General features: G+C 69.9%; 19 protein-coding genes. 5 read left to right on the top strand and 14 right to left on the bottom strand.

What is annotated here, in order from left to right:
* Positions 1–140 precede the first annotated feature (140 nt).
* Positions 141–833 carry a TetR/AcrR family transcriptional regulator gene (locus tag LG391_RS30410; RefSeq protein ID WP_225772160.1) on the top strand — a complete coding sequence of 231 codons (693 nt, stop codon included), beginning with the start codon at positions 141–143 and terminating at the stop codon, positions 831–833.
* On the opposite strand, the gene LG391_RS30405 is transcribed toward LG391_RS30410, so the two are convergent.
* From LG391_RS30405 to mtnK, 4 genes are all read right to left on the bottom strand, one after another.
* The gene (locus LG391_RS30405; protein ID WP_225772158.1) at positions 766–2,397 is read right to left on the bottom strand and encodes a DHA2 family efflux MFS transporter permease subunit; all 1,632 of its coding nucleotides are present in this window, start codon (positions 2,395–2,397) and stop codon (positions 766–768) included. The two genes, LG391_RS30410 and LG391_RS30405, sit on opposite strands and share 68 nt — an antisense overlap.
* Positions 2,394–3,503 (bottom strand): HlyD family secretion protein, encoded by a 1,110-nt coding sequence (locus tag LG391_RS30400; RefSeq protein WP_225772156.1) that lies wholly within the window; start codon positions 3,501–3,503, stop codon positions 2,394–2,396. Before LG391_RS30400 ends, LG391_RS30405 begins: the two co-directional genes overlap by 4 nt.
* A 376-nt stretch (positions 3,504–3,879) precedes the next feature.
* Complete coding sequence (mtnA, locus tag LG391_RS30395) at positions 3,880–4,977, bottom strand: S-methyl-5-thioribose-1-phosphate isomerase (RefSeq protein WP_225772155.1); 1,098 nt, start codon at positions 4,975–4,977, stop codon at positions 3,880–3,882.
* A gap of 3 nt (positions 4,978–4,980) precedes the next feature.
* Positions 4,981–6,267 (bottom strand): S-methyl-5-thioribose kinase, encoded by a 1,287-nt coding sequence (gene mtnK, locus LG391_RS30390; RefSeq protein WP_225772153.1) that lies wholly within the window; start codon positions 6,265–6,267, stop codon positions 4,981–4,983.
* Between the two features lie 135 nt (positions 6,268–6,402).
* Here mtnK and LG391_RS30385 point away from each other — a divergent pair, with 135 nt between their 5' ends.
* The gene (locus LG391_RS30385; protein ID WP_225772151.1) at positions 6,403–6,789 is read left to right on the top strand and encodes a RidA family protein; all 387 of its coding nucleotides are present in this window, start codon (positions 6,403–6,405) and stop codon (positions 6,787–6,789) included.
* A 2-nt stretch (positions 6,790–6,791) separates the two neighbouring features.
* Here the strand turns inward: LG391_RS30385 and LG391_RS30380 are convergent, their stop codons facing one another.
* Positions 6,792–8,162, bottom strand: coding sequence for an MFS transporter (locus LG391_RS30380; RefSeq protein ID WP_225772149.1), 1,371 nt, complete (start codon positions 8,160–8,162; stop codon positions 6,792–6,794).
* A gap of 80 nt (positions 8,163–8,242) precedes the next feature.
* Positions 8,243–9,118, bottom strand: a complete 876-nt coding sequence (locus LG391_RS30375) for a phytanoyl-CoA dioxygenase family protein (protein ID WP_225772147.1) — start codon at positions 9,116–9,118, stop codon at positions 8,243–8,245.
* A 173-nt stretch (positions 9,119–9,291) separates the two neighbouring features.
* On the opposite strand from LG391_RS30375, the gene LG391_RS30370 reads away from it, so the two are divergent.
* The gene (locus LG391_RS30370; protein ID WP_255646937.1) at positions 9,292–10,260 is read left to right on the top strand and encodes a substrate-binding domain-containing protein; all 969 of its coding nucleotides are present in this window, start codon (positions 9,292–9,294) and stop codon (positions 10,258–10,260) included.
* Positions 10,261–10,264: 4 nt separating this feature from the next.
* Here the strand turns inward: LG391_RS30370 and LG391_RS30365 are convergent, their stop codons facing one another.
* The 5 genes from LG391_RS30365 to LG391_RS30345 form a co-directional block, all read right to left on the bottom strand.
* Positions 10,265–11,284, bottom strand: coding sequence for a Gfo/Idh/MocA family oxidoreductase (locus LG391_RS30365; RefSeq protein WP_225772144.1), 1,020 nt, complete (start codon positions 11,282–11,284; stop codon positions 10,265–10,267).
* Complete coding sequence (locus LG391_RS30360; protein ID WP_225772142.1) at positions 11,281–12,393, bottom strand: ABC transporter ATP-binding protein; 1,113 nt, start codon at positions 12,391–12,393, stop codon at positions 11,281–11,283. The genes LG391_RS30365 and LG391_RS30360 overlap by 4 nt, the downstream gene beginning before the upstream one ends.
* A gap of 7 nt (positions 12,394–12,400) precedes the next feature.
* The gene (locus LG391_RS30355; protein ID WP_225772328.1) at positions 12,401–13,276 is read right to left on the bottom strand and encodes a carbohydrate ABC transporter permease; all 876 of its coding nucleotides are present in this window, start codon (positions 13,274–13,276) and stop codon (positions 12,401–12,403) included.
* Positions 13,277–13,286: 10 nt separating this feature from the next.
* Positions 13,287–14,198, bottom strand: a complete 912-nt coding sequence (locus tag LG391_RS30350; RefSeq protein WP_374200813.1) for a carbohydrate ABC transporter permease — start codon at positions 14,196–14,198, stop codon at positions 13,287–13,289.
* Between the two features lie 76 nt (positions 14,199–14,274).
* A complete protein-coding gene (locus LG391_RS30345) occupies positions 14,275–15,546 on the bottom strand; it encodes an ABC transporter substrate-binding protein (protein ID WP_225772139.1) in 1,272 nt (423 codons plus the stop codon).
* A 671-nt stretch (positions 15,547–16,217) separates the two neighbouring features.
* On the opposite strand from LG391_RS30345, the gene LG391_RS30340 reads away from it, so the two are divergent.
* Positions 16,218–16,718 carry a sigma-70 family RNA polymerase sigma factor gene (locus tag LG391_RS30340; RefSeq protein ID WP_225772137.1) on the top strand — a complete coding sequence of 167 codons (501 nt, stop codon included), beginning with the start codon at positions 16,218–16,220 and terminating at the stop codon, positions 16,716–16,718.
* Positions 16,719–16,776: 58 nt separating this feature from the next.
* On the opposite strand, the gene LG391_RS30335 is transcribed toward LG391_RS30340, so the two are convergent.
* Entirely contained in the window at positions 16,777–17,451 is a 675-nt protein-coding gene (locus LG391_RS30335; RefSeq protein WP_225772135.1) for a hypothetical protein, read from the bottom strand.
* Positions 17,452–17,509: 58 nt separating this feature from the next.
* Positions 17,510–18,064: a MucR family transcriptional regulator gene (locus LG391_RS30330; protein ID WP_225772133.1), complete on the bottom strand. Its 555-nt coding sequence runs from the start codon at positions 18,062–18,064 to the stop codon at positions 17,510–17,512.
* A gap of 816 nt (positions 18,065–18,880) precedes the next feature.
* Here LG391_RS30330 and LG391_RS30325 point away from each other — a divergent pair.
* Positions 18,881–19,489, top strand: a complete 609-nt coding sequence (locus LG391_RS30325) for a MucR family transcriptional regulator (RefSeq protein WP_225772130.1) — start codon at positions 18,881–18,883, stop codon at positions 19,487–19,489.
* A 112-nt stretch (positions 19,490–19,601) separates the two neighbouring features.
* On the opposite strand, the gene LG391_RS30320 is transcribed toward LG391_RS30325, so the two are convergent.
* On the bottom strand, positions 19,602–20,756 hold the full coding sequence (locus LG391_RS30320) for a hypothetical protein (protein WP_225772128.1): 1,155 nt from the start codon (positions 20,754–20,756) through the stop codon (positions 19,602–19,604).
* Positions 20,757–20,930: the final 174 nt, after the last annotated feature.

The raw sequence follows: 20,930 nt of genomic DNA, 5'->3' as shown, positions 1-20,930 counted from the left end.
GGCTGGTGATTGGTGTCGCGATCCGGTCGACGGCAGATCGTCAAACGGTACGGTACCGTCTAGGCTGGGTGGAAGCTCTGCTCTTTTGCACGCCCTGGTGAGCCTTGCTGTCGCGGCTCCGGGGCAGAAGGATCGCCGCCATGACCGGAAGACGTCGCCCGCCGGCCGGGAAGGATGAGGGAAGGACGGCGCCTCGCGCCGCGCGGCAGGAGGCCCGCCACGAGGAGTTCCTGCGGGCGGCCACCGAAGTGTTCTTCACCTCCGGCTTCGCCGGAGCCAGCGTCGACGAGATCATCGCCAGGGTCGGCGGTTCCAAGCGCACCATCTACAGCTATTTCGGCAACAAGGAGCAGCTGTTCGCGACGGTGGTGCGGGAGATCGTCCGCAACGCCATGGGCCCCCTGGCCGAAGCCGACTTCGCCCGGGCGGATCTCGAGGCCACGCTGCGGGAGGCCGGGCTGCGCTATCTCGGCGTCATCATGTCGCCCGAGGCGCTGCAACTCTATCGCACGGTGGTGGGCGAGGGCAGCCGCTTTCCCGACCTCGCCAAGGTGTTCTTCGACGCCGGACCGGGCCGGACGAGCGCGAATCTGGCGCGCGTGCTGGAGGACAGGGGGCGGGAGTGGGGGATCGAAGCCGGCGATCCGAAGCGGCTGGCCGAGCATTTCCTGGGGTTGATCCGCGACGACCTCCATCTCCAGGTCGTGCTCGGGCTGCGGCCGCCGCCGACCCCCGCCGAAGCCCGGGCGGCCGTCGACTCCGCGGTCAGGATATTTGTGGATGGCGTCCGTGGGCCGCGTGCGACGCGTGCCCCGTCAGGCGGGCGAGGGTGAGCTTGGTGGCCACCAGAACCGGTGCCGCGACCAGGAACAGCAGCGCGATCGCCAGGAAGCATTCGTTGAACGACAGCGTCGCCACCTGTTGTGCGAAGGCCTGCTGGATGACGGCGTTCGCCGCGGAGCCCGCTTCCTCGGCGGGATAGCCCCGCGCGGTCAGCACGGCCGCGATGGCCTCCTGCCGGTCGGCCAGCACCGGGTTCCCCGGCGCGAGATGCTGGGCCAGCACCGTGCGGTTGAGCGCGTTCTGGTGATCGAGATAGGTGGCGAGGCCGGCGACGCCGATCTGGCCGCCCATCTGGCGGCCGATGTTGAACAGCGCCACGCCCTGGGCCAGCACCTCCGGGCGCAGGTCGCGCAGCGTGCCCACGGTCAGCGAGACGAAAAGGAGGCCCAGGCCCAGGCCGCGCAGCAGCAGGGCCGGCACCATGTCGGGCAGGCCGCTTTCGGAGGTGGAGCCCGACAGCATCCACATCGACGTCATGAAGCAGACGATGCCGAAGGGCACCAGCTTGGCCGGATCCAGCTGCCTGAACTGGATCACGGCGCCCGCGCCGAGGAGGCCGATGCAGACCAGCGCGCCGCTCGGCAGCAGCAGCAGCCCGGCATAGGTCGGCGACAGGCCCAGCACGCCGGTGGCGAAGGCCGGGATGACGAAGGCGCTGCCGAACAGCGCGCCGCCGGCGACGAAGCTGACGATGAAGCCGAAGCTGAAATGCTCGTCGCGGAAGACGGCGGCGTCGATCAGCGCCCCGCGCTTCGGCCTCAGGGCTTGCCAGGCCAGGAATGCGGTGGCGGCGGCAAGCCCGGCGAGGCTGACATGCACGATCTCGGGTTCGTCGAACCAGTTGTGGCGGCTGCCCTCCTGGGTGACGTAGACGAAGGCGGTCATCGCCGCGCCCAGCAGCACGAGGCCGGGCCAGTCCGGCCGGCCCGTCGCCGCCGGCCGGTCGCGGTGGGTGGGGGCGAGCAGCACGGCCGCCAGCCCTGCCAGGCCGAGCGGCACATTGGCGAGGAACATCCAGGACCAGGAGAGCGTGTCGACGGTCCAGCCCTGCAGGGCCGGCGACAGGGTCGTGGGTGCCACGGTCGTGGCGAAGGCGAAGACGGCCTGGACCAGCCCCTGGCGGGACCGGGGAAAGACCCGGAACAGCAGCGACTGGCCGGTGACGAGCAGGACGGCGCCGGCGACGCCCTGCGCGATCCGCCACGCCACGAGGACGCCGAGGCCGCCGGCCGCCGCGGCCCCGAGGGCGCTGGCGAGCAGCACCAGGATCGCGCCCGCCAGCAGCCGGCGCGGCGCCAGGCGCAATGTCAGCCACGCCGCCAGCGGAAAAGCGGTCAGCTTGGCCACGAGATAGGCGATGTTGACCCAGGCGACCTCGTCCTGGGTGGCATGGATGCCGCCCATGACATGGCCGCGGGTGACCACCAGGACGGTGCTGTTCACCGCATCCATCGCGGCGGCGACGGTCAGGACGCCGAGAAGCAGCCAGGACCGCGCCGCCGGCAGCGCTGCGGGTCCGGCCGGCGACGGGGCGGGATCGGCCGCCGCGGTCACGACGCGTCGTCCGCCGTCCGGAAGATCGCGGCGCCGCCCCGGGCCGGTCCGCTCTCGGACGCCGCCGCCCCGCCTGGACTGGAGCCCACCTCGACGGCGACGTCGACCGACAGGCCGGGCACGAGCCGGCCGAGCAGGCCGTGGCCGGCGGGCAGCGTGATCTTGACCGGCACGCGCTGGACGATCTTGACGAAGTTGCCGGTGGCGTTGTCCGGCGGCAGCAGGCTGAAGGCGGCGCCGCTCGCCGGCGCCAAGCTGTCCACCCGCCCCGTGATGACCGCGTCCGAATAGCCGTCGACGCGGATCTCCGCCGGCTGGCCCACCGCCATGCGAGCGACCTGGGTCTCCTTGAAGTTCGCTACCACCCAGACGGCGTCGACCGGCACCACGGAGAGCAGGGCGGCGCCGGGCCGCACATACTCGCCCGGATGGACGCGGCGGTTCCCGACGACGCCGGCGACGGGCGCGCGGATCACCGTGTCCGCCAGCGCGATCTCGGCCAGCTGCAGGTTGGCGCGCGCCTCCGCCAGCCGGGCGGCGATCTGCCGGGCCTCGGAGCCGAGCACCGCCAGCTGCTCGCGCGCGGCTGCCGCGGCGGCCTCCGCCTGCGCCAGCGCGGCGCGGGCGCGTTCGGCGTCGGTGGCGGCCATGTCGTGGTTGCGCTGCGGCGTCCAGCCCTGGCCCACCAGGCGGGTCGCCCGTGCCAGCTCCCGGCGCGACAGCTCCATATCGGCCCGGCCGACATCGATCGCCGCCTCCGCCTCGCGGATCTTCGCCAGTTGCAGGTCCTTCCGGCGGTCCAGATTCTCGGCGGCGGCTTCGGCCTGGGCGACAGCGGCCGCGGCGCGGTCCCGCTGGGCCCGGTGATCCTCGTCGGCGATCCGCAGCAGAACGTCCCCGGCCTCGACCATCTGGTTGTCGTCGACCAGCACCTCGGCCACGTAACCGGACACTTTGGGGCCGATCGCCGTGATGTCGGCGCGGACATAGGCGTTGTCGGTCCATTCCCTGGAGCGGCCTTCGTCCCACCAGGCCCAGGTGCCGCCCGCGGCGATGATGGAGAGAAGAGCGGTCCCGGCGGCCACACGCTTGGCAATGCGCTTCATCGGCAGCTCCCGTCTCCTGTCCGCGGCCCGCGCTGCGTCAAATTAGTACGATACCGTACCGTATACATTTCAGGCGGGTCAAGAGGTCGGCCGGAACGCGCTGCGCGGCGTCGGACGCCGGCCTCCGCCGCGACAAGGCCGGTCTCGCCGATGACGATATCATGGCTTCACCTCCCGCTTCCGGGCGCACGGCCGGCGCCCGGAAGCGGGAAGAATCGCGGATTCCGGACGGCCTCCGCCATTGTGCCGACCGGTGGTTCGGCACATCAAAGGACGAGCGAACCTCGCCTTCGGCACAGGTCAGGCTGCCCGGGCGGCAGGCGTGGCGAGCACAGGTCGCTTGCCCGGGACGGTGATCTGACGGGCTGTTGGGCCCTTACGCCGCGCGGTCGGGATACAGCCCGGCCAAACCCTCCCGGCTGGCGGGGCAGACGCCGCGCTCGGTGATCAGCCCGGTGACATAGCGCGCCGGGGTGACGTCGAAGGCCCAGTTCGCCGCGGCGCTGCCCTCCGGCAGGATGCCGACCGTCTCGATCCGCCCGTCCGCGGTGCGGCCGGTGATGTGGCTCAGCTCGCGCGCATCGCGCTGCTCGATCTCGATCTGGCGGATGCCGTCGGTCAGGGTCCAGTCGATCGTGGTGTAGGGCAGGGCGACATAGAACGGCACGCCGTTGTCATGCGCCGCCAGCGCCTTCAGATAGGTGCCGATCTTGTTGCAGACGTCGCCGGTCGCGGTGGTGCGGTCGGTGCCGACGATGCACAGGTCGACCATGCCGTGCTGCATCAGATGGCCGCCGACATTGTCGGCGATCACAGTGTGCGGCACGCCGTGGCGGCCCAGCTCGAAGGCGGTGATGCTGGCGCCCTGGTTGCGCGGCCGGGTCTCGTCGACCCAGACATGCACCGGCACCCCGCTGTCATGCGCCATGTAGATCGGCGCCAGGGCGGTGCCCCAGTCGACCGTGGCCAGCCAGCCGGCATTGCAATGGGTCAGCACGTTCAGCCGCTCCGGCCGGCCCTTCTTCTCCCAGACCTCGCGGAACACGGCCAGGCCGTGCTCGCCGATGGCGCGGCAGGTGGCGACGTCGTCGTCGCAGATCTCGGCGGCGCGGCGATAGGCGGCGGCGGCGCGCTCCGCCGGCTTCAGCGGCGCCACCCGGCCGCGCACGTCGTCGAGCGCCCAGCGCAGGTTCACGGCGGTCGGGCGGGTGGCCAGCAGGCGGTCATAGGCGCCGGCCAGGGCGGCGTCGGACGGGTCGGCGCGCAGCGCCAGCGCCAGGCCGTAGGCGCCGGTGGCGCCGATCAGCGGCGCGCCGCGCACCTGCATGCTGCGGATGGCGTGGGCCGCCTGGTCCTCGCTCTCCAGCACCACCGTCTCGAAGCCGTGCGGCAGCTTCGTCTGGTCGATGATCACCACCCGCCAGCCGTCCTCGGCCGGCCAGATGGTGCGGTAGGACTTGCCGTCGATCTTCATGGCTCAACCCTCGCGGAAGACGGTCTCGGCCGCGTGGCGCAGATCGGCCGGGCCGGTGAGGCGGTCGCGCTCGACCAGGAAGGCGCGGGCCAGGCGCAGCGCCTTGGTCTCGCAGGCGGCGCGCCGGTCCGGGTCGGCGATGGTCTCGAGGTCGGCGACATGCGCCAGCCCCAGGATGCGGCGGACCATCTTGGCACCGGCGAAGCCGACCGTGTCGCGGAACAGCCGGGCCATGGTCGCCTTGCGGTGGGCGTCCAGCGCCAGGGCGCCGTCGCCGTCGGCGAACAGGTCGCGGCTGAAGGCGTCGCCCGTGTTCTCCGCCCGCCACAGCTCCAGGAAGCGCTTCTCGAAGCCGGTCCAGATCGCCTCGGCCTGGACCAGCAGCCAGCTGCGGTAGGCGTCACGGTCGTCGGCCGCCGTGGCGTGGCCTTCCTGGGCGAAATAGGCCAGGAAGAAATTGGCCAGCAGGGCACCGACATCGAAGCCCATCGGGCCGTAGAAGGCGAATTCCGGGTCGATGGCGCGGCTGTCGGTCTCCGTCACCATGATCGACCCAGTGTGCAGGTCGCCATGCACCAGCGCCTCGGCCCGGGTCAGGAAGGCCCATTTCAGCTCCTGCACCGCCACCTTGGCGGCGGCGTCGGCGCGGAACTCGGCGGCGATCCCGTCCAGCTGCGGTGAGGTCCAGCGGTTCAGCTCGGCAATCCGGTAGGGATCGGTGAAGACCAGGTCCTCGGTGATCTTGCAGAGAGAGGTGTTGCCGCAGAACGGCGCCATCTTCGCCTTCTTCTCGGCGGCCGGGGCGTGCAGGTCGGAGGTCTTGAACAGCGTCTGGGCCAGGAACTCCGCCATATGGCCGGCCAGCAGCGGATAGCGGGTGCCGGCGATCAGCCCCTTGCGCAGGATGATGTGCGGCGTCAGCCACTCCATCACGATCAGCGCCATGGCCGGGTCGAAATGGTGCAGCTTCGGCACCAGGTGCGGCACGTGCCGCGCCTGTTCGGACAGCGCATGCCATTCGTACCAGGCGCGGTCCAGCGGCAGCGGCCAGCTGTCGCCGACCAGCCGGACATAGGGCAGGGCTTGCTTCACGACCAGGCCGCCGGCGGCACCCTTTACGATGAAGACCAGGTTCAGGTTGCCGTCGCCGACCTCGGTCACCTGCCAGCCGGCCGGGTCGCCACCCAGCACGTCGCGGATCGCGGGCAGGCCGGCCAGATAGGGGCGGATCGATGCCTCGTCCAGCGGCCGATAGTCCGGCCCGCCGGTCAGCCGGCTCTCCTCACTCATGCTTCAGCCTCCGCCGCGGTCTTGCTCTTGGGCGGGGCGGAGTGTCGGAAGCCGGCTCCCCTGCTGTCAAGCGCGGCGGGTTGCGGGGCTGCGCCGATCGGTGCGATGCAGGATGAAAGCGAGGGGAGGAGACCCATGCAGACCGTTCCGCACAACCCGACCGACGGCATCTACCCGGCGACGCCCGACTACATCCATGCGCTGGAGGTGCGGCAGCCGGACCGGATCCTCTATGTCGCCGGCACGATGGGGCTCGACGCGCAAGGCATGCCCGGCGCGACGCTGGAGCAGCAGCTGGAGCTGATCTGGTCGAATATCCGCACCATCCTGGCCGGCGCCGATATGACGGTGCGCAACATCGTGCGGATCACCAGCTATCTGCGCGACCCGGCCTATGCTGAGGCCAACCAGGCGGCCCGCATCGCCGCGCTCGACGGCCATGTGGTGCCGACCACGGCCCTGGTGGCGCAGACCCTGTCGCCGGACTGGCTGGTCGAGATCGAGGTGATCGCCGCGGCCTGAGCCTAGGCGATCGGCCGGACCGGGACCGCCTGCGCCCGCTCCGGCCGCGGCTCCTCCGCCGTCGAATAGTCGACCCTGAGGTCGCTCTCGCTGGTCTCCGGCCCCCACCAGACGGCGGCGACGGTGATCAGCGACAGCGCGATGACGTAGAGCGCGACGCCCCAGGGCGCGCCGTCGAACCAGATCACCAGCATCGCCGAAAGGGCGGGGGCGGGGCCGCCGGCCAGGATCGACCCCAGCTCCCGCGCGAAGGCGAAGCCGCTGAAGCGCAGCCGCGGCCCGAACAGCTCGGCGAAATAGGCCGCCTGCGGCCCGAACATGGCGCCGCCGCCGATGCCCATGATCAGCACGAAGGCCAGCAGGATGGCGGTGGTGTCGCCGGTGTTCAGCATCATGAAGAAGGGCACGGCGATCACCGCCGAGAACAGCGCCCCGCCCATATAGACCGGCCGCCGCCCGACCTTGTCCGACAGCCAGCCGAAGAACAGGATGCCGAAGATCTCGGCGAAGTTGCCGCCGAACACGCCCAGCAGCGCCACGTCGCGCGGCAGGTGCAGGGTGTTGATGATGTAGCTCAGGCCGAACACCGGGAACAGGTAGCCCAGGCCATTCTCGGCCATCCGCGCCCCGACCACGACGGCGAAGTTGCGCGGGTGGCGGCGCAGCGCGGCCAGGGCCGGCGCCCGGATCGGCGGCTGCCGCTCCTGCGTCTCAGCGAAGACTGGCGTCTCGTCGATCCGCATGCGGATGAACACGCCGAACGCCAGCAGCAGCAGGCTGACCAGGAACGGGATGCGCCAGCCCCAGGCCAGCAGGTCCTCCTGCGGCAGCAGGGTGACCAGCCCGAACACGCCGGCCGCCAGCAGGTTGCCGATGGTCACGCCCATCGGCGCGAAGCTGCCGAAGAAGCCGCGCCGCCCGTCCGGCGCGTATTCCACCGCCAGCAGCACCGCGCCGCCATATTCGGCACCGGCCCCCAGCCCCTGCAGCAGGCGCATCAGCACCAGCAGCATCGGCGCCCACAGCCCGATCTGGTCGTAGGTCGGCAACAGGCCGATCAGAAAGGTGCTGCCGCCCACCATCAGGATGGTGATGACCAGCACCGGCTTTCGCCCCCAGCGGTCGCCGATATGGCCGAACAGCAGGCCGCCGAAGGGCCGGGCCAGGAAGCCCACGCCGAAGGTCGCCAGCGACACCAGCATGCCGGTACTGGGGTCGAATTTCGGGAAGAACAGCTCGCCGAACACCAGGGCGGCGGCGGTGCCGTAGATGAAGAAGTCGTACCATTCCAACGCCGAGCCCACGGCCGCGGCGAACATGACCCGGGTCAGCGGGCGCTTCGCGCCCGCCCCCTGCGGGGGTGCATTTCCCATAAGGCGTCCTCTCCCTCGATCCGGCTTGGGCCGGTTATTGATGGTTCGGCGGCCCGGCCCCGTGCGGGACCGGGCTTTGCTCAAGCCGCGGACTTGCTGTTCGCGAAGTAGCGCGACCTAGCCGTGCTCTGGTTCTCGTAGATCGAGCCCTGGCGCGGCGCCGGCGGCAGCGGCATGCGCACCGGCACATCGGCCAACCGCGGCGCGATGGTCGGCTCGCCCGCCACGATGCGGCTGTCGAATTCCGCCAGGTCCGGCACGCCCATCAGCGGCCAGGCGTCGGCCGCGGCGAACTCGTACAGCAGCAGCGCGCGCGGTTTGTCCGAGGTGTTCTGGGCCGAGCCGTGCACGGCGCGGACATGGTGGAAGCTCATCGACCCGGCGCGGCCGACCGCCGGCACCGCGCGGCTGAAATCCAGGCCGCAAGCCTCCGGGTCCATGGCGCCGCAGAAATAGCCGTCGGAATGATGGTCGTAGACCGGGCCCTGATGGGTTCCGGGCAGCACCAGCATCGCCCCGTTCTCGACCGTGCAGTCGTCCAGCATCACCCCGACGGCCAGGATGTCGTCATTGGTGTGCGGGTAGAAGGCCCAGTCCTGGTGCCATTCGACCGGCGACCCGAACTGCGGCGATTTCAGGTTGATCTTCGACCCGTGCAGCCGCACGCCCGGCCCCAGCAGCCGCTGCAGGATCGCCACCAGCCGGGGCGACCGGGCGATGTCCCGGAACAGAGGGTGGTGTCTGTGCGGCGTCTTGATCCGCCGGACCCGCGGCGCCTCGGGCGTATGCCCCGGCTCCAGGTCGTAGACATCGGTGTGCGCGGTGATCGCGCGCGACCCTTCGATGAACTCGGCCACCACCCGCCGGGCCTCGGCCAGCTGGGCCGAATCCAGCACGTCCTCGATCACCACCACCCCGTCCCTGCGATACGCAGCAACCTCTTCGTCCTTGATCATGGCGTTTTCTCCCTTGGGGTTCGGTAGCGCTACCGTGATAGGATGGTAGCGCTACCGCATAAGGTCGTCAACGCCTTCGGCCGGCTTGCCAATCGCAGCGGCTTCGCTTCAAGGTCTGCGCCATGCGAGACGAGACAGCATCGAAACCGGGCCGGAAGCCCCGCATCGAGGATGTGGCCGCGCTGGCGGGCACCTCGCCGATGACGGTGTCGCGCGCCCTGCGCGGCGAGGGAAAGGTGACGCCGGAGACGCTGGCGCGGATCCAGGCCGCAGTCGAATCGCTGGGCTACGTCCCCAATCTGTCGGCCAGCAGCTTGGCCTCGCGCCGCAGCGGCATCCTGGCGGTGCTGGTGCCGACCATCGGCAACTCGGTCTTCTCCGAGACCGTGCGCGGCGTCGCCGACGCGGCGGAGGGCGCCGGGCTGCACCTGGTGATCGGCGACTACGCCTATTCCGACGACAAGCGCCGCCAGCTGGTGCGCGCCCTGGTCGGCCGCCGGCCGGACGCGCTGGTGCTGGTGGGCGCCGTGCCGGACGAGGCGGTGCGGGTCCTGCTGCGCCGGCACGGCATCCCGGTGGTCGAGACCTGGGAGCTGTCGGACGACCCGATCGACATGGCCGTCGGCTTCTCGAATGTCGCGGCGGGCGTGGAGGTGGCGCGGCATCTGGTCGAACGCGGCCGGCGGCGCTGCGCCTTCGTCGGCGCGGCCGAAAGCCGGGCCGCGGCGCGGCTGTCCGGCTTCTCGCAGGCCCTGGCCGAGGCCGGCGCCGCCCCGCCCGAGACCGAGATCCCGGCCGACCTGTCGATCGAGGCCGGCCGGGTCTCGCTCGACCGGCTGCTGGCCCACGCCCCGGACCTCGACGGCGTGTTCTTCGCCACCGACGTGATGGCGGTCGGCGGCCTGCTGGAATGCCAGCGGCGCGGGATCGACGTCCCCGGCCGCATCGCCATCGTCGGCCTCGGCGACCTCGAGATCGGCCGGCAACTGCGGCCGGCCCTGACCACGATCCGGATCCCCGCCTACGAGATGGGCCGCCGCGCCGGCGAGCTGATCCTGGCCCGGCTGGGCAAGAGCACGGAGCCGGCCGAGAGCCGGATCATCGACCTCGGCTTCTCCCTGGTCCGGCGCCAGTCGAGCTGAGAGCCTACCAGTCCAGCCGGACGTCGCGCCCGGTGGCGGAGCTTTCGATCGCGGCCTCGATCACCCGAATCACGTCGCGGCCGTCGCGCGGGTCGACCGGCGGCGGGGCGCCGTCGCGCACCGCCGCGGCGAAGCCGTCATAGAAGGCGCCGTAGCGGCCGGGAGGGATCGCCAGGCGCTGCGGCTCCGGCTTCCCCGTCTCCTGCCCCATGGTCAGCCAGCCGGTCTCCGGCTCGGTCTGGGCCGTGCCGGCGCGCAGATGGTCCTCCTGCGGGTCGATCTCCATCTTGCGGAAGGTGGCGCGGTCCCCCTGCACCACCAGCCGCGCCCCGGGTTCCGCCACCAGGATGCGGCAGCGCAGCAAGGCGCGGGCCGGGCCGAAGCCGAGGGTGAAGACGGCGTCGTCCACCGCCTCGGCGCCCGGACGGATGGCGCGCAGCTCGGCCCGCACGACATCCGGCCGGCCGAACAGCACCAGCGCCTGGTCGATCAGGTGCGATCCCAGGTCGTAATGCAGCCCCGATCCCGGCACCGCCTGTTCGCGCCAGCGCGCCCGCACGGTCGGCCGGAAGCGGTCGTAGTTGGATTCGAAGGACAGAACCCGGCCCAGCCGGCCCTCGTCGATCAGGCCCCGCAACGCCAGGAAGTCGCCGTCCCAGCGCCGGTTGTGGAACACGGTCAGCACCCGCTTCCGCTCCGCCGCCAGCGCGATCAGGTCGTCGGCCTCGGCCGCGGTCACCGTGACCGGCTTGTCGACCACGACATGCTTGCCGGCCAGGAGCGCCCGGCGGGCGACGGTGTGGTGGCTGCCGCTCGGCGTCGCCACCACCACCGCCTCGACCGACGGATCGGCCAGCAGCGCGTCGACGCTGACGACCGGCAGGCCGGGCGGCGCATCCGTCACGCTCTCCGGGCTGCGCACCGCCACCGCGGCCAGCTCGGCGCCGCGGCAGGCGGAAATCAGCGGGCCGTGGAACACCCGCGCGGCGGGGCCGTAGCCGATCAGTCCGATGCGCAGGGTCATGCGATGCGTGCTTCCGTTCCGGCGTCGAACACCACGGCCTTGCCCATGTCGAACACCAGCCGGCTGCGCTGGCCGGGCCGGGCCTCGGCGTCGGGGCGCAGCCGGGCCAGCACCTCCTTGCCGCCCATCTCGACCACCGCGATCAGGTCCGGGCCGGTCGGCTCCGTCACCTCGATCAGGCAGTCGGTCTCCAGGACCGGGCCGGCGCCGGTCACCGCGCCCTGCGGGTCGGTGATGTTCTCCGGCCGCAAGCCCAGGATGATCTCGCGCCCGGCGGCGCCGCGCAGCCCGTCATTGGCCGGCAGCGGCAGCACGATCTCGCCGTCGTGCATCCGGTCGATCGCGGCGTGCGGGCCGCCGTCGTGGTCCACCACCTTGGCCTTGATCAGGTTCATCGGCGGCGACCCCATGAAGCCGGCGACGAAGGTGTTGGCCGGCCGGTCGTAGATCTCCCGCGGCGTGCCCAGCTGCTGCAGCTCGCCCGCCCGCATCACCGCGATCCGGGTGGCCAGGGTCATCGCCTCGATCTGGTCGTGAGTGACGTAGACGATGGTCGATTTCAGGCGCTGGTGCAGCTTCTTGATCTCGGTCCGCATCTCCACCCGCAGCTTGGCGTCCAGGTTGGACAGCGGCTCGTCGAACAGGAACACCTTCGGGTTGCGCACCAGCGCCCGGCCCATCGCCACGCGCTGGCGCTGGCCGCCGGACAGCTGGCTGGGCTTGCGCTTCAACAGGTGCTCCATCTGCAGCAGACGGGCGACGTCGGCGATCGCCTTCGCCCGCTCCTCCTTCGGCACGCCGCGCATCTCCAGGCCGAAGCCGATGTTCTGCTCGACCGACATGTTCGGGTACAGCGCGTAGGACTGGAACACCATGGCAATGTCGCGGTCCTTCGGGTGCAGTTCGTTCACCCGCCGGCCGTCGATGGCGATGGTGCCGTCCGAGATGCTGTCGAGCCCGGCGATCATGTTCAAGAGCGTGGACTTGCCGCAGCCGGACGGGCCGACCAGCACCAGGAACTCGCCGTCGTCGATGTCGATATTGATCCCTTTCAGGATCTCGATCGCGCCGTAGCGCTTGATCACGTTCTGGATCGTGAGAGAGGCCATGGTGCGGTTATCCCTTCACCGCGCCCGCCATCAGGCCGCGCACGAAATAGCGGCCGGCGAGCACATAGACGACGAGCGTCGGCAGCGCGGCGATGATCGCCGCGGCCATGTGGACGTTGTATTCCTTCACCCCGGTCGAGCTGTTGACGATGTTGTTCAGCGCCACGGTCACCGGCATGGCGGTGCCGCCGCCGGCGAAGGACACGCCGAACAGGAAGTCGTTCCAGATATTGGTGAACTGCCAGATCACCGTCACCACGATGATCGGGATCGAGTTCGGCAGCAGGATCCGCCAGAAGATGCGGAAGAAGCCGGCGCCGTCGATCATCGCCGACTTCACCAGGTCGTTCGGGAAGGCGGCGTAGTAGTTGCGGAAGAACAGCGTGGTGAAGCACAGCCCGTACACCACATGGACGAAGATCAGCCCGGGTGTGGAGGAGGCGAGGCCCAGGAAGCCCAGCGTCCGGGCCATCGGCAGCAGCACGATCTGGAACGGGATGAAGCAGCCGAACAGGATCAGGGCGAAGACGATGCCGTCGCCGCGGAACCGCCACTTGGTCAGGACGTAGCCGTTCAGCGCGCCGAGCACGGCCGAGATCGCGACCGCCGGCACCGTCATCAGGATCGAGTTCAGGAAATAGCCCTTCAGCCCCTCGCAGGTCAGGCCGACGCAGGTGGTGCTCCAGGCGCTGACCCAGGGCTCCACGGTCGGCTGCTGCGGCAGCGACAGCAGGTTGCCGGCGCGCACCTCGTCCAGCGTCTTCAGCGAGGTGACGATCATGACGAAGAGCGGGAACAGGTAGATCAGCGCGAACACGCCGAGGGTGGCGAAGAGCCCCCAGCGCAGCGCCACCGACAGGCCCGAGCGCGGGCCGGGCACCATCAATGCGGCATCAGTCACGGCGGGCACCCCGCAGCTCGGAATAGAGATAGGGCACGATGATCGCGCTGATCGTGGCCAGCATGATCACGGCGCTGGCGGCGCCCAGCCCCATCTGGTTGCGGGTGAAGGTCAGGTTGTACATGTACAAGGCCGGCATCCAGGTCGAGGTGCCGGGGCCGCCCGCCGTCAGCGCCATCACCAGGTCGAAGCTCTTGATCGCCAGATGGGCCGAGACCACGAAGGCCGACAGGAACACCGGCCGCATCAGCGGGATGATGATCCGCCGGTAGGTCTGCGGCAGGGTGGCGCCATCGATCGCGGCCGCCTTCAGGATGTCGCTGTCCACCCCGCGCAGCCCCGCCAGGAACATCGCCATGACGAAGCCGGAGGACTGCCAGACGCCGGCGATGACGACGGTGTAGATCGCCATGTCGCCGTTGATCAGCCAGTCGAAGGTGAAGCCGGTCCAGCCCAGGTCGTGCATCAGCTTGTCGAGGCCGAGTCCGGGGTTGAGGATCCACTTCCAGGCGGTGCCGGTGACGATGAAGGAGATCGCCATCGGGTACAGGTAGATGGTGCGCAGCGCCCCCTCGATCCGGATCCGCTGGTCCAGCAGGATCGCCAGCAGCAGGCCGATCGCGGTGCTGATGCCGATGTAGAGCACGCCGTAGATCGCCAGGTTGACCAGCGAGATGGTCCATTTCGGGTCGGACCACAGCTTCTCGTACTGGACGAGGCCGGCCCAGCTGTCGAGACGCGGCATCATCGTCGAGTTGGTCATCGACAGATACAGCGTGAACAGGATGAAGCCGTAGACGCAGACGATGGTCACGGCGAAGGACGGCGCCAGAACGAGCTTGGGCAGGATCGTCTGGAGCCAATCGAATGGGGATCGGCGGCCCGCGGCTGCGGGCTCGGAGATCACGGCCATCGGCAGGCCCTCGGATGTGCAGGGGCGAAAAAGCGGCGGGGGCTGGCGGCCGGCCCCCGCGCGCGGGTTACTTGGCGAGCGCCACCGCGTCGACCAGGGCCTTCGCCGCGTCGGCGGAAGACTGGTTCGAGTTGAAGAAGTTGGTGACGACGTCGTAGATCGCGCCCTTGACCGCGGCCGAGGCGGCGTGGCCGTGCGCCAGGCTCGGCAGCATGCCGCCGGTGTCCTTGAAGGCATCGCGGTCGGCCATCGACTTCTGGCCGCAGCTGTCGAACTTGTCCGGCTTCACCTGGGTGTTGGCCGGGATCGACCCCTTCACCAGGTTGAAGCTCTCCTGGAAGCTCGGGCTCTCGATGGCGCTGGCCAGCTTCAGCTGCGCGTCCTGCCGGGCCTTGTCGTCCAGGCTGAACATGGCGAACTGGTCGGCGTTGAACAGGAACGCCTTCTCGCTGCCCGGATAGGGCACGCAGACGATGTCCACGCCCGGCTTCAGCCCGGCCTTGATGAATTCGCCCTTGGCCCAGTCGCCCATCACCTGCATGCCGGCCTCGCCGTTGATCACCATGGCCGAGGCCAGGTTCCAGTCGCGGCCGGAGAAGTTCGGGTCGACCCAGCCGCGCAGCACACGCAGCTGGTCGAACGCCTTCTGCATGGTGTCGCTGCCCAGTGCCTCGGGGTCGAGGTCGACGAAGGCTTGTCTGTAGAAGTCGTTGCCGCCGACGGCGACCACGATGGCGTCGAAGGTGGTCGATTCCTGCCAGGGCTGGCCGCCATGGGCCAGCGGCGTAACGCCGGCGTCCTTGAACTGCTTGGCCAGGGCCTGGAACTCGTCCCAGTTGGTCGGCGCCTTGCCGCCGACCTTGTCGAGCAGCTTCTTGTTGATCCACAGCCAGTTGGTGCGGTGAATGTTGACCGGAGCCGCGACCCACTTGCCCTCATAGGTCGAGAAGGCCTGGATGGCCGGCGGGATATGGTCGGCCCAATGCTCCTTCTCCGCCAGCGGGGTCAGGTCGGCCAGCACGCCTTCCGCCGCCCAGTCGTGAACCGACAGGCCGAGAAGCTGCACCGAAGTCGGCTTGTCGCCGGCCGTCACCCGCGCCCGCAGCGCGGTCATCGCCGCATCGCCGCCGCCGCCGGCCACCGGCGCATCCTTCCAGGACACGCCTTCCTTCTGCAACTGCTCCTTCAGGACGTTGAGGGCGGCCGCCTCGCCGCCGGAGGTCCACCAGTGCATCACCTCGACCTCCTCCTTGGCCTGCGCGGCCGCGGAGGGGGCATAGGCCGCGGCCGTGAGCGCCAGAAGGCTCGCCGCCGTCGCCGTCAGATACGTCTTGAGCATTCCCTATGCCTTCTCCTGTTCGACGCCCGCGCGAACGCGCAGGCATTCTCCGCCGTCGAACGCGGCGGATCTTGGTGGGGCCAGGCCCGAACCTCGACGGTCCAGCCGAGCCAAGCGGCCCGGCGGCGTATCGACTCCATACGCCAAGCGGCCGGGGCTGCGGAAGCCGGAATCCCTTTGTCTGACGATTGTTTACGGCCCGAAGCTCAATCGGCTGCGAGTGCTTCCGCCGGCGCAGGACGCGGTTATGCAGCCGTGCCGCGACGTCTGCTTTCAACCATCGCCGGGACCGATCCCGCGTCTCCTTCGGGTCAAGTACGGCGGCCTTCCTTTCGTGTCGACCGCAGTATGCTGTATATCAAATGATGTAATCGTCTGACTTGATGAACTATTTTTTCTCTTATCAAATGTTAGAGACGGCGAAGCGAAACGGCGATATGCAGCGTGCCGGAGGATGCGGCGCCGATGGATACCGGAGGGCAAGGCGATTTTTCGGCAGAAATTTGTCGGAACATGGAAAGTAGTTGGGCGTTTCATCACCAGTTCACGCCGAAGAGGCAATCGATCGTCTGATCATTGCGCATCATCCGGAGGAGGGGTTGGGCCTCGATTCCGGAGACGGAGAGACTTTGCCCGCCGCCGGCGGCGGCCGGGCAGGAAAGGGTGGGAGAATGACGAACAGGATCGACCCGTCCGCCAACTTCACGTCCCTGGTGTCGCCGCGGATGCCGGACCTCCGGCGCTATGCGGCCTCGTTGACCCGCGATCCGGTGGATGCGGAGGACCTGCTGCAGGAAACGCTGATGCGGGCCTACTGCAAGTTCCATCTCTGGCAGCCCGGCACCAATCTGATGGCCTGGCTGGTGGTGATGATGCGCCGGATCTTCCTGTCGAAATTCGTCGGGCCCGCCAATCGCGCCGCCGGCCAGTTCCCGGTGGAGGAGTGCGAGATCGCGGTCCCGGTCAACCAGGAGCAGAGGGTGGAGATCGCCCGCATTCAGGACTCCTGGTCGCGGCTCAGCCATGACCACCGCGAGGTGCTCGAGGTCGTGGCGGTGGGCGGCGCCTCCTATGACGAGGCGGCGGACGCGCTCGGCGTGCCGGTCGGCACCATCCGGTCCCGCCTGGGGCGGGCGCGGCAGAGCCTGCGGCAACTGAGCGGCGTGCACTGACCGGCACGAGCGCCAATCTTGCGACAGACAAGGGCGCCCTTGCGGCGCCCTTCCTGCGTCAGCCCTCCAGCAACTCGGCCGGCAGGTCACCGAAGCGCGCCAGAAGCACCGGCTCCTCCGCTGCATCCATGTCGGCCGTGAGCTCCTGCCGGGCCAGGAGGGCGCCATCGGCGCGGCCGCGCGCCAGCAGCCGCGCCGCGTGCTCCTCGGCCAGGCGCCGGCTGGCGAAGCCCTGTTCCGTCAGGCGCTGCCACCCGCGCCGCCGCTCGCGCCCCCGCGCGAAGCCGATCACCAGATAAAGGGCCGCCTTGACCGGCGACGGCGCCGCGTCGTCGGACAGCGGCCTTTCGACGACCAGGGGCGCCGGAGCGCCGGGCATCGAGCCGGAAGCCGGCCCGTCCGCGACGGGTAAGGGGGGCGATGCCCGGGCCGGGGCGGCAGGGGCGGCAGCGACCGCCGGAGCGGTTGCTGCGGCGAGGGCGGCAGGGACGTCCGGCAGCAGCGGCTGCGCCGATGGCGCCGCCGCCCTCGCCGGTCGTCCGGCAGCGCGGGGCCGCGCCGGCGCGGCCGGCTTGGTCTCGATCGGCCCGAGCGCGAAAGCCAGTTGCTGGATATGCCCCATGACGGTCCAGGTCGTGGTGAACGACTTGGAACGAATATAGAACAAAGCGCGGTTCTGTCGAGTCCGAACTCCGTGCCGGGCACGGTCACGCCGGCCGGCGCTCAGGCGCATGCCGTCCGAAGCGCTCGATCCCGGTCCGGCCGCGTCCCGCAGCGGCCGGTGCGCAGGCTCAGCGCTTGGTCTTCTGCTCGCTCGGGCGCGCGATCCGCTGGCGGCCGGGCCGGCTGGCGCGGGCCACGCGGGCGGGGCGGCCGGAGCCAAGGCCCTGGCGCTTGGCGTCGGCCGATTTCGCCTTGGTGTAGTTCGGCGCGGTCAGCGGATAGTCCGCCGGCAGGCCCCAGCGCTCCTTGTGCTGCTCCGGGCTCAGCCCGTAGGTCGCCCGCAGCCAGCGCTTCATGGTCTTGAAGCGGCGGCCGTCCTCCAGGCAGACGATGTAGTCCGGGGTGACCGATTCCTCGATCGGCACGGCCGGGACCGGAGGCGCCGCATGCGTCTCGGTCACGTCCTGGCCGGCCTCGGCCGCACCGTCGCCGCTTGCCTCGGCACGGTCAGCCTCGCCCTCGATCTCGCCCTCGGCCGCCGGGCCCTGGGTCGAGCTGAGGGTGGTGTAGACGTTCCGGATCAGGTCGAGCAGGCTTTCGCTGTCGAGCGTGTTGCGGGACACGTGGGCGACGACGATTTCTTTGGTGAACCTCAGGATCTCGGTTTCGCTTGGGCGGGGCATGGCGCTCTTTCTTAGTTAGCGATCCGTCCGGGTCGGCGTGGCGCGGTTAAAATGCGGCCGCCGAAGGATTCGAATCGCCTCCCTCCACTGGATGGCAAAGAATCTAGTTTCAATTTTAGGATGTTTCGTGCGATTTCCGCAAGATGATAACGCAAGGCTGCCGCGATATAGTGCCTGCGGCATAAATGCCGGTTTTCGGGGGCGGGACGGCCGGGGAGATCGTCTCGATTCCCTGTCGATCGCCGGCGACACTGCAATCCGTGGGTTGTAGGACCGGGCTGCGGCCCGTCCGGGCGGCGCCTGCCGCGGCCTATTCGGCGGATCGTGGCCAGATCTCGCGAGCGTTTGCATCGAAATCTCCGCATATTTTCACGATACCCGCGATGACGAATCTTCGGAGAGGCTCGGATATCGGGAATCCGGGAGGATTCCAGGGGCGCGGAACATCCGGCCGCCTCTTCGCGTCAGACCGACGGCAGGGCTCAAGGCGGCCGATTTCACTTAAAATGGACTTCCGCAATAGTTTTTAAGGATTAACCTGTCGCGCGCTTGCTGATACGCTGATTTCGCGATTCGGATCGTAGAATATCCAGGTATGCGCGGCCGCGTCGCAATCAAGACAGGGTATTCAGGGAGGGGGAAACCATGTCGGTCGGCTGGCCGGCCATGGAATCGTGGGGTTGGTGGGGACAGCGCCTTCGCGAGCCTTTGCCGACAGCGATTCCGGTGTGCCCGGCCGGCCTCGGAGCTGTGCGTCAGAGGGACGAACGAATGCGAGTTGACCAGCTTGATGAGGCGAGCCGGAAGCAGATCGGGATGGACATGGATCTGCGGCGGTCGCTGTCGCATCACCGGGACTTCGCAGCCCAGATCGCGCGGGCCTTCCGGTCACGCCAGCCCGCAGCCGCGCCCGAGGATCCCACGCTGATCCGGAAAATCCTGGCGGCGTTCGACGATCTGTCCGAACCGCCGCGCGCCCGGGCGCGGAAGATCCCCCACGCCGCCGAGCCGCAGCGGATGCCGCCGGTGCCGCTGCCGGAGACCATCGGGCTCGGCTTCCTGATCTGCCTCGAGGACGGCCGGGTCTGCCGCGACCTCGGCCGCCACCTCGACACGGCGCACGGGCTCAGCCCGGACCAGTATCGCCAGCGCTGGGGATTGCCCGCGGCCTATCCGATGGTGCCGCCGCCGTCGCATGAGGAGCGCCAGGCCTGGCGGCGGCGGCTGGCGTCGCCGCCCGACGGGGCCGGCCGCGACCCGGTTCCCCTGCGGCTGCAGGAGGAGAGCCGGCGGATCGGCGCGGGCCGGGCCCGCCGCCAGCACCGCCGGGGCGCTCCCGCCGGGCTGCGGCTCGACTGGGTCAAGCCCGGGGTGGTGTCCGGCCGCCGCTCGGAAGGGCCGCGGCCCGACGGCTTCCGGCGCTAGAGCCGGATGATTTGAACGGGAAGCGCGAGGCGCTCCCGTTCAAATTGGCTTATGAGTCGAAGCGCGATCGCGCTTCGAGCGCCGGACGCCCGCGGCGGGCTGTTCCGTCCAGCTACTCCGCCCAGAAGATGTTGCTCAGCGCCTGTCCCCAGGGCGGGACGAGGCCGCCGTCGGCATCCTTGACGATGTTGGTGTAGTCACTGCACAGCGACATGTGCCAGTTGTGGGATTCGCCCGTCCGCGTGTCGGTCAGGGTCCGGCTGTAATCGTCCCGGCTGCCGCTGTCGCTGATCGTCAGCTCCGGCACCGGGCTGCTGCGGAAGCTGTAGGGCGGGCTGCAGGTGTCGCGCTCGAACAGCGTCTTGCCCAGCGTGGCCGCGGCCTGCCGGTTGCGCGGATGGACCCAGTCGCCGCGGGCCCATTTCTCCCAGCGGGTCAGGCCGAACTCCTTGGTCCAGTAGGTGATCTCGACCTGGGTCGCCGGGCCCGGCCCCTGGCCGTCCTTGCTGGAGCTGGAGAAGCGCAGCGAGATCAGGGTGTCCAGCGACTTGCCGTCCTTGTAGGTGAAGCGGTCGCGCATCCACAGGGTGAAGGGGCGGGCGAAGCGCTTCGGGCAGCCGGCCTCCGGCTCGCCGCCGTCCTTGGCGGTGACCAGCTTGCTCTGGAACGTCTCGAAGCCGCCCTGGCCCTCGGGCGGCAGCGTCGCCGGGCCGATCACCCAGCCATAGCGGAACCGGCCGGAGGTGTCGGGCGCGCCTGCGCAGGACGGGGTCAGCCAGTAGGACAGCGCGACCGGGCTCCAGCTGCCCATGATGTAGCCCCAGCGCTCGTCGACCCATTGCACCGACCCGCCCTCGCGGCCGGTGTCGAGCTTGCCGAAGCTGGGCGCCCCCGGGTCGGCGTCCGGGCAGCTGTGGTCGACGCCGCGGTCGTAGAAGCTGACGATGCGGGTGACGCCGCGCTTCTCGATCGGGATGTTGTCCTTCGACACCGTGCCCAGGCGCTGCGGGCAGGGCGCGCCCGGCCCCGGGTAGTTGTGCAGGTGGTAGGGCACGGCCTCGCCGGCGCGGATGTTGCGGCGCCGGGTGCAGTCGCGGTCGCCCGGCACCAGCGCCGGCTCGATCCGGTCGTGCTGGTCGACGCAGACATCCATGATCATGAAGTCTTCCAGCTTGTCGGACTGGGCCTGGGCCCGGGCCGGCGGCGCCGCGGCCAGGCCGGCGGCCAGCGCCAGGGCGGCGGGGAGGGCCAGGAAACGGAGCTGCATGCAGTGCCTCTGATTGCTTGTCGGACGTGGCTCCCCCGCGGCCAGAATGGTCGAAACCGTCGCTGCGGCGAAGCGGCCGGATGTCGCACGAGAAGTTTTCATAGATTTTGCTTGGCGGGAGTGATTCGCGGGATCCGCCGGGGGCCCCGGAAAAAGCCGGTTTCAGGTTTGCTC

The organism is Inquilinus sp. Marseille-Q2685 (assembly GCF_916619195.1).
Classification (GTDB): Bacteria; Pseudomonadota; Alphaproteobacteria; order DSM-16000; family Inquilinaceae; genus Inquilinus.
This window is presented reverse-complemented; position numbering and strand designations above follow the sequence as displayed.

Coding starts and splice junctions, on each gene's coding strand:
- LG391_RS30410 (WP_225772160.1), top strand. CDS start 141: ATGACCGGAAGACGTCGCCCGCCGGCCGGGAAGGATGAGGGAAGGACG.
- LG391_RS30400 (WP_225772156.1), bottom strand. CDS start 3,503: ATGAAGCGCATTGCCAAGCGTGTGGCCGCCGGGACCGCTCTTCTCTCC.
- mtnA (WP_225772155.1), bottom strand. CDS start 4,977: ATGAAGATCGACGGCAAGTCCTACCGCACCATCTGGCCGGCCGAGGAC.
- mtnK (WP_225772153.1), bottom strand. CDS start 6,267: ATGAGTGAGGAGAGCCGGCTGACCGGCGGGCCGGACTATCGGCCGCTG.
- LG391_RS30385 (WP_225772151.1), top strand. CDS start 6,403: ATGCAGACCGTTCCGCACAACCCGACCGACGGCATCTACCCGGCGACG.
- LG391_RS30380 (WP_225772149.1), bottom strand. CDS start 8,162: ATGGGAAATGCACCCCCGCAGGGGGCGGGCGCGAAGCGCCCGCTGACC.
- LG391_RS30375 (WP_225772147.1), bottom strand. CDS start 9,118: ATGATCAAGGACGAAGAGGTTGCTGCGTATCGCAGGGACGGGGTGGTG.
- LG391_RS30365 (WP_225772144.1), bottom strand. CDS start 11,284: ATGACCCTGCGCATCGGACTGATCGGCTACGGCCCCGCCGCGCGGGTG.
- LG391_RS30360 (WP_225772142.1), bottom strand. CDS start 12,393: ATGGCCTCTCTCACGATCCAGAACGTGATCAAGCGCTACGGCGCGATC.
- LG391_RS30355 (WP_225772328.1), bottom strand. CDS start 13,276: ATGGTGCCCGGCCCGCGCTCGGGCCTGTCGGTGGCGCTGCGCTGGGGG.
- LG391_RS30345 (WP_225772139.1), bottom strand. CDS start 15,546: ATGCTCAAGACGTATCTGACGGCGACGGCGGCGAGCCTTCTGGCGCTC.
- LG391_RS30340 (WP_225772137.1), top strand. CDS start 16,218: ATGACGAACAGGATCGACCCGTCCGCCAACTTCACGTCCCTGGTGTCG.
- LG391_RS30335 (WP_225772135.1), bottom strand. CDS start 17,451: ATGCGCCTGAGCGCCGGCCGGCGTGACCGTGCCCGGCACGGAGTTCGG.
- LG391_RS30330 (WP_225772133.1), bottom strand. CDS start 18,064: ATGCCCCGCCCAAGCGAAACCGAGATCCTGAGGTTCACCAAAGAAATC.
- LG391_RS30325 (WP_225772130.1), top strand. CDS start 18,881: ATGGACATGGATCTGCGGCGGTCGCTGTCGCATCACCGGGACTTCGCA.
- LG391_RS30320 (WP_225772128.1), bottom strand. CDS start 20,756: ATGCAGCTCCGTTTCCTGGCCCTCCCCGCCGCCCTGGCGCTGGCCGCC.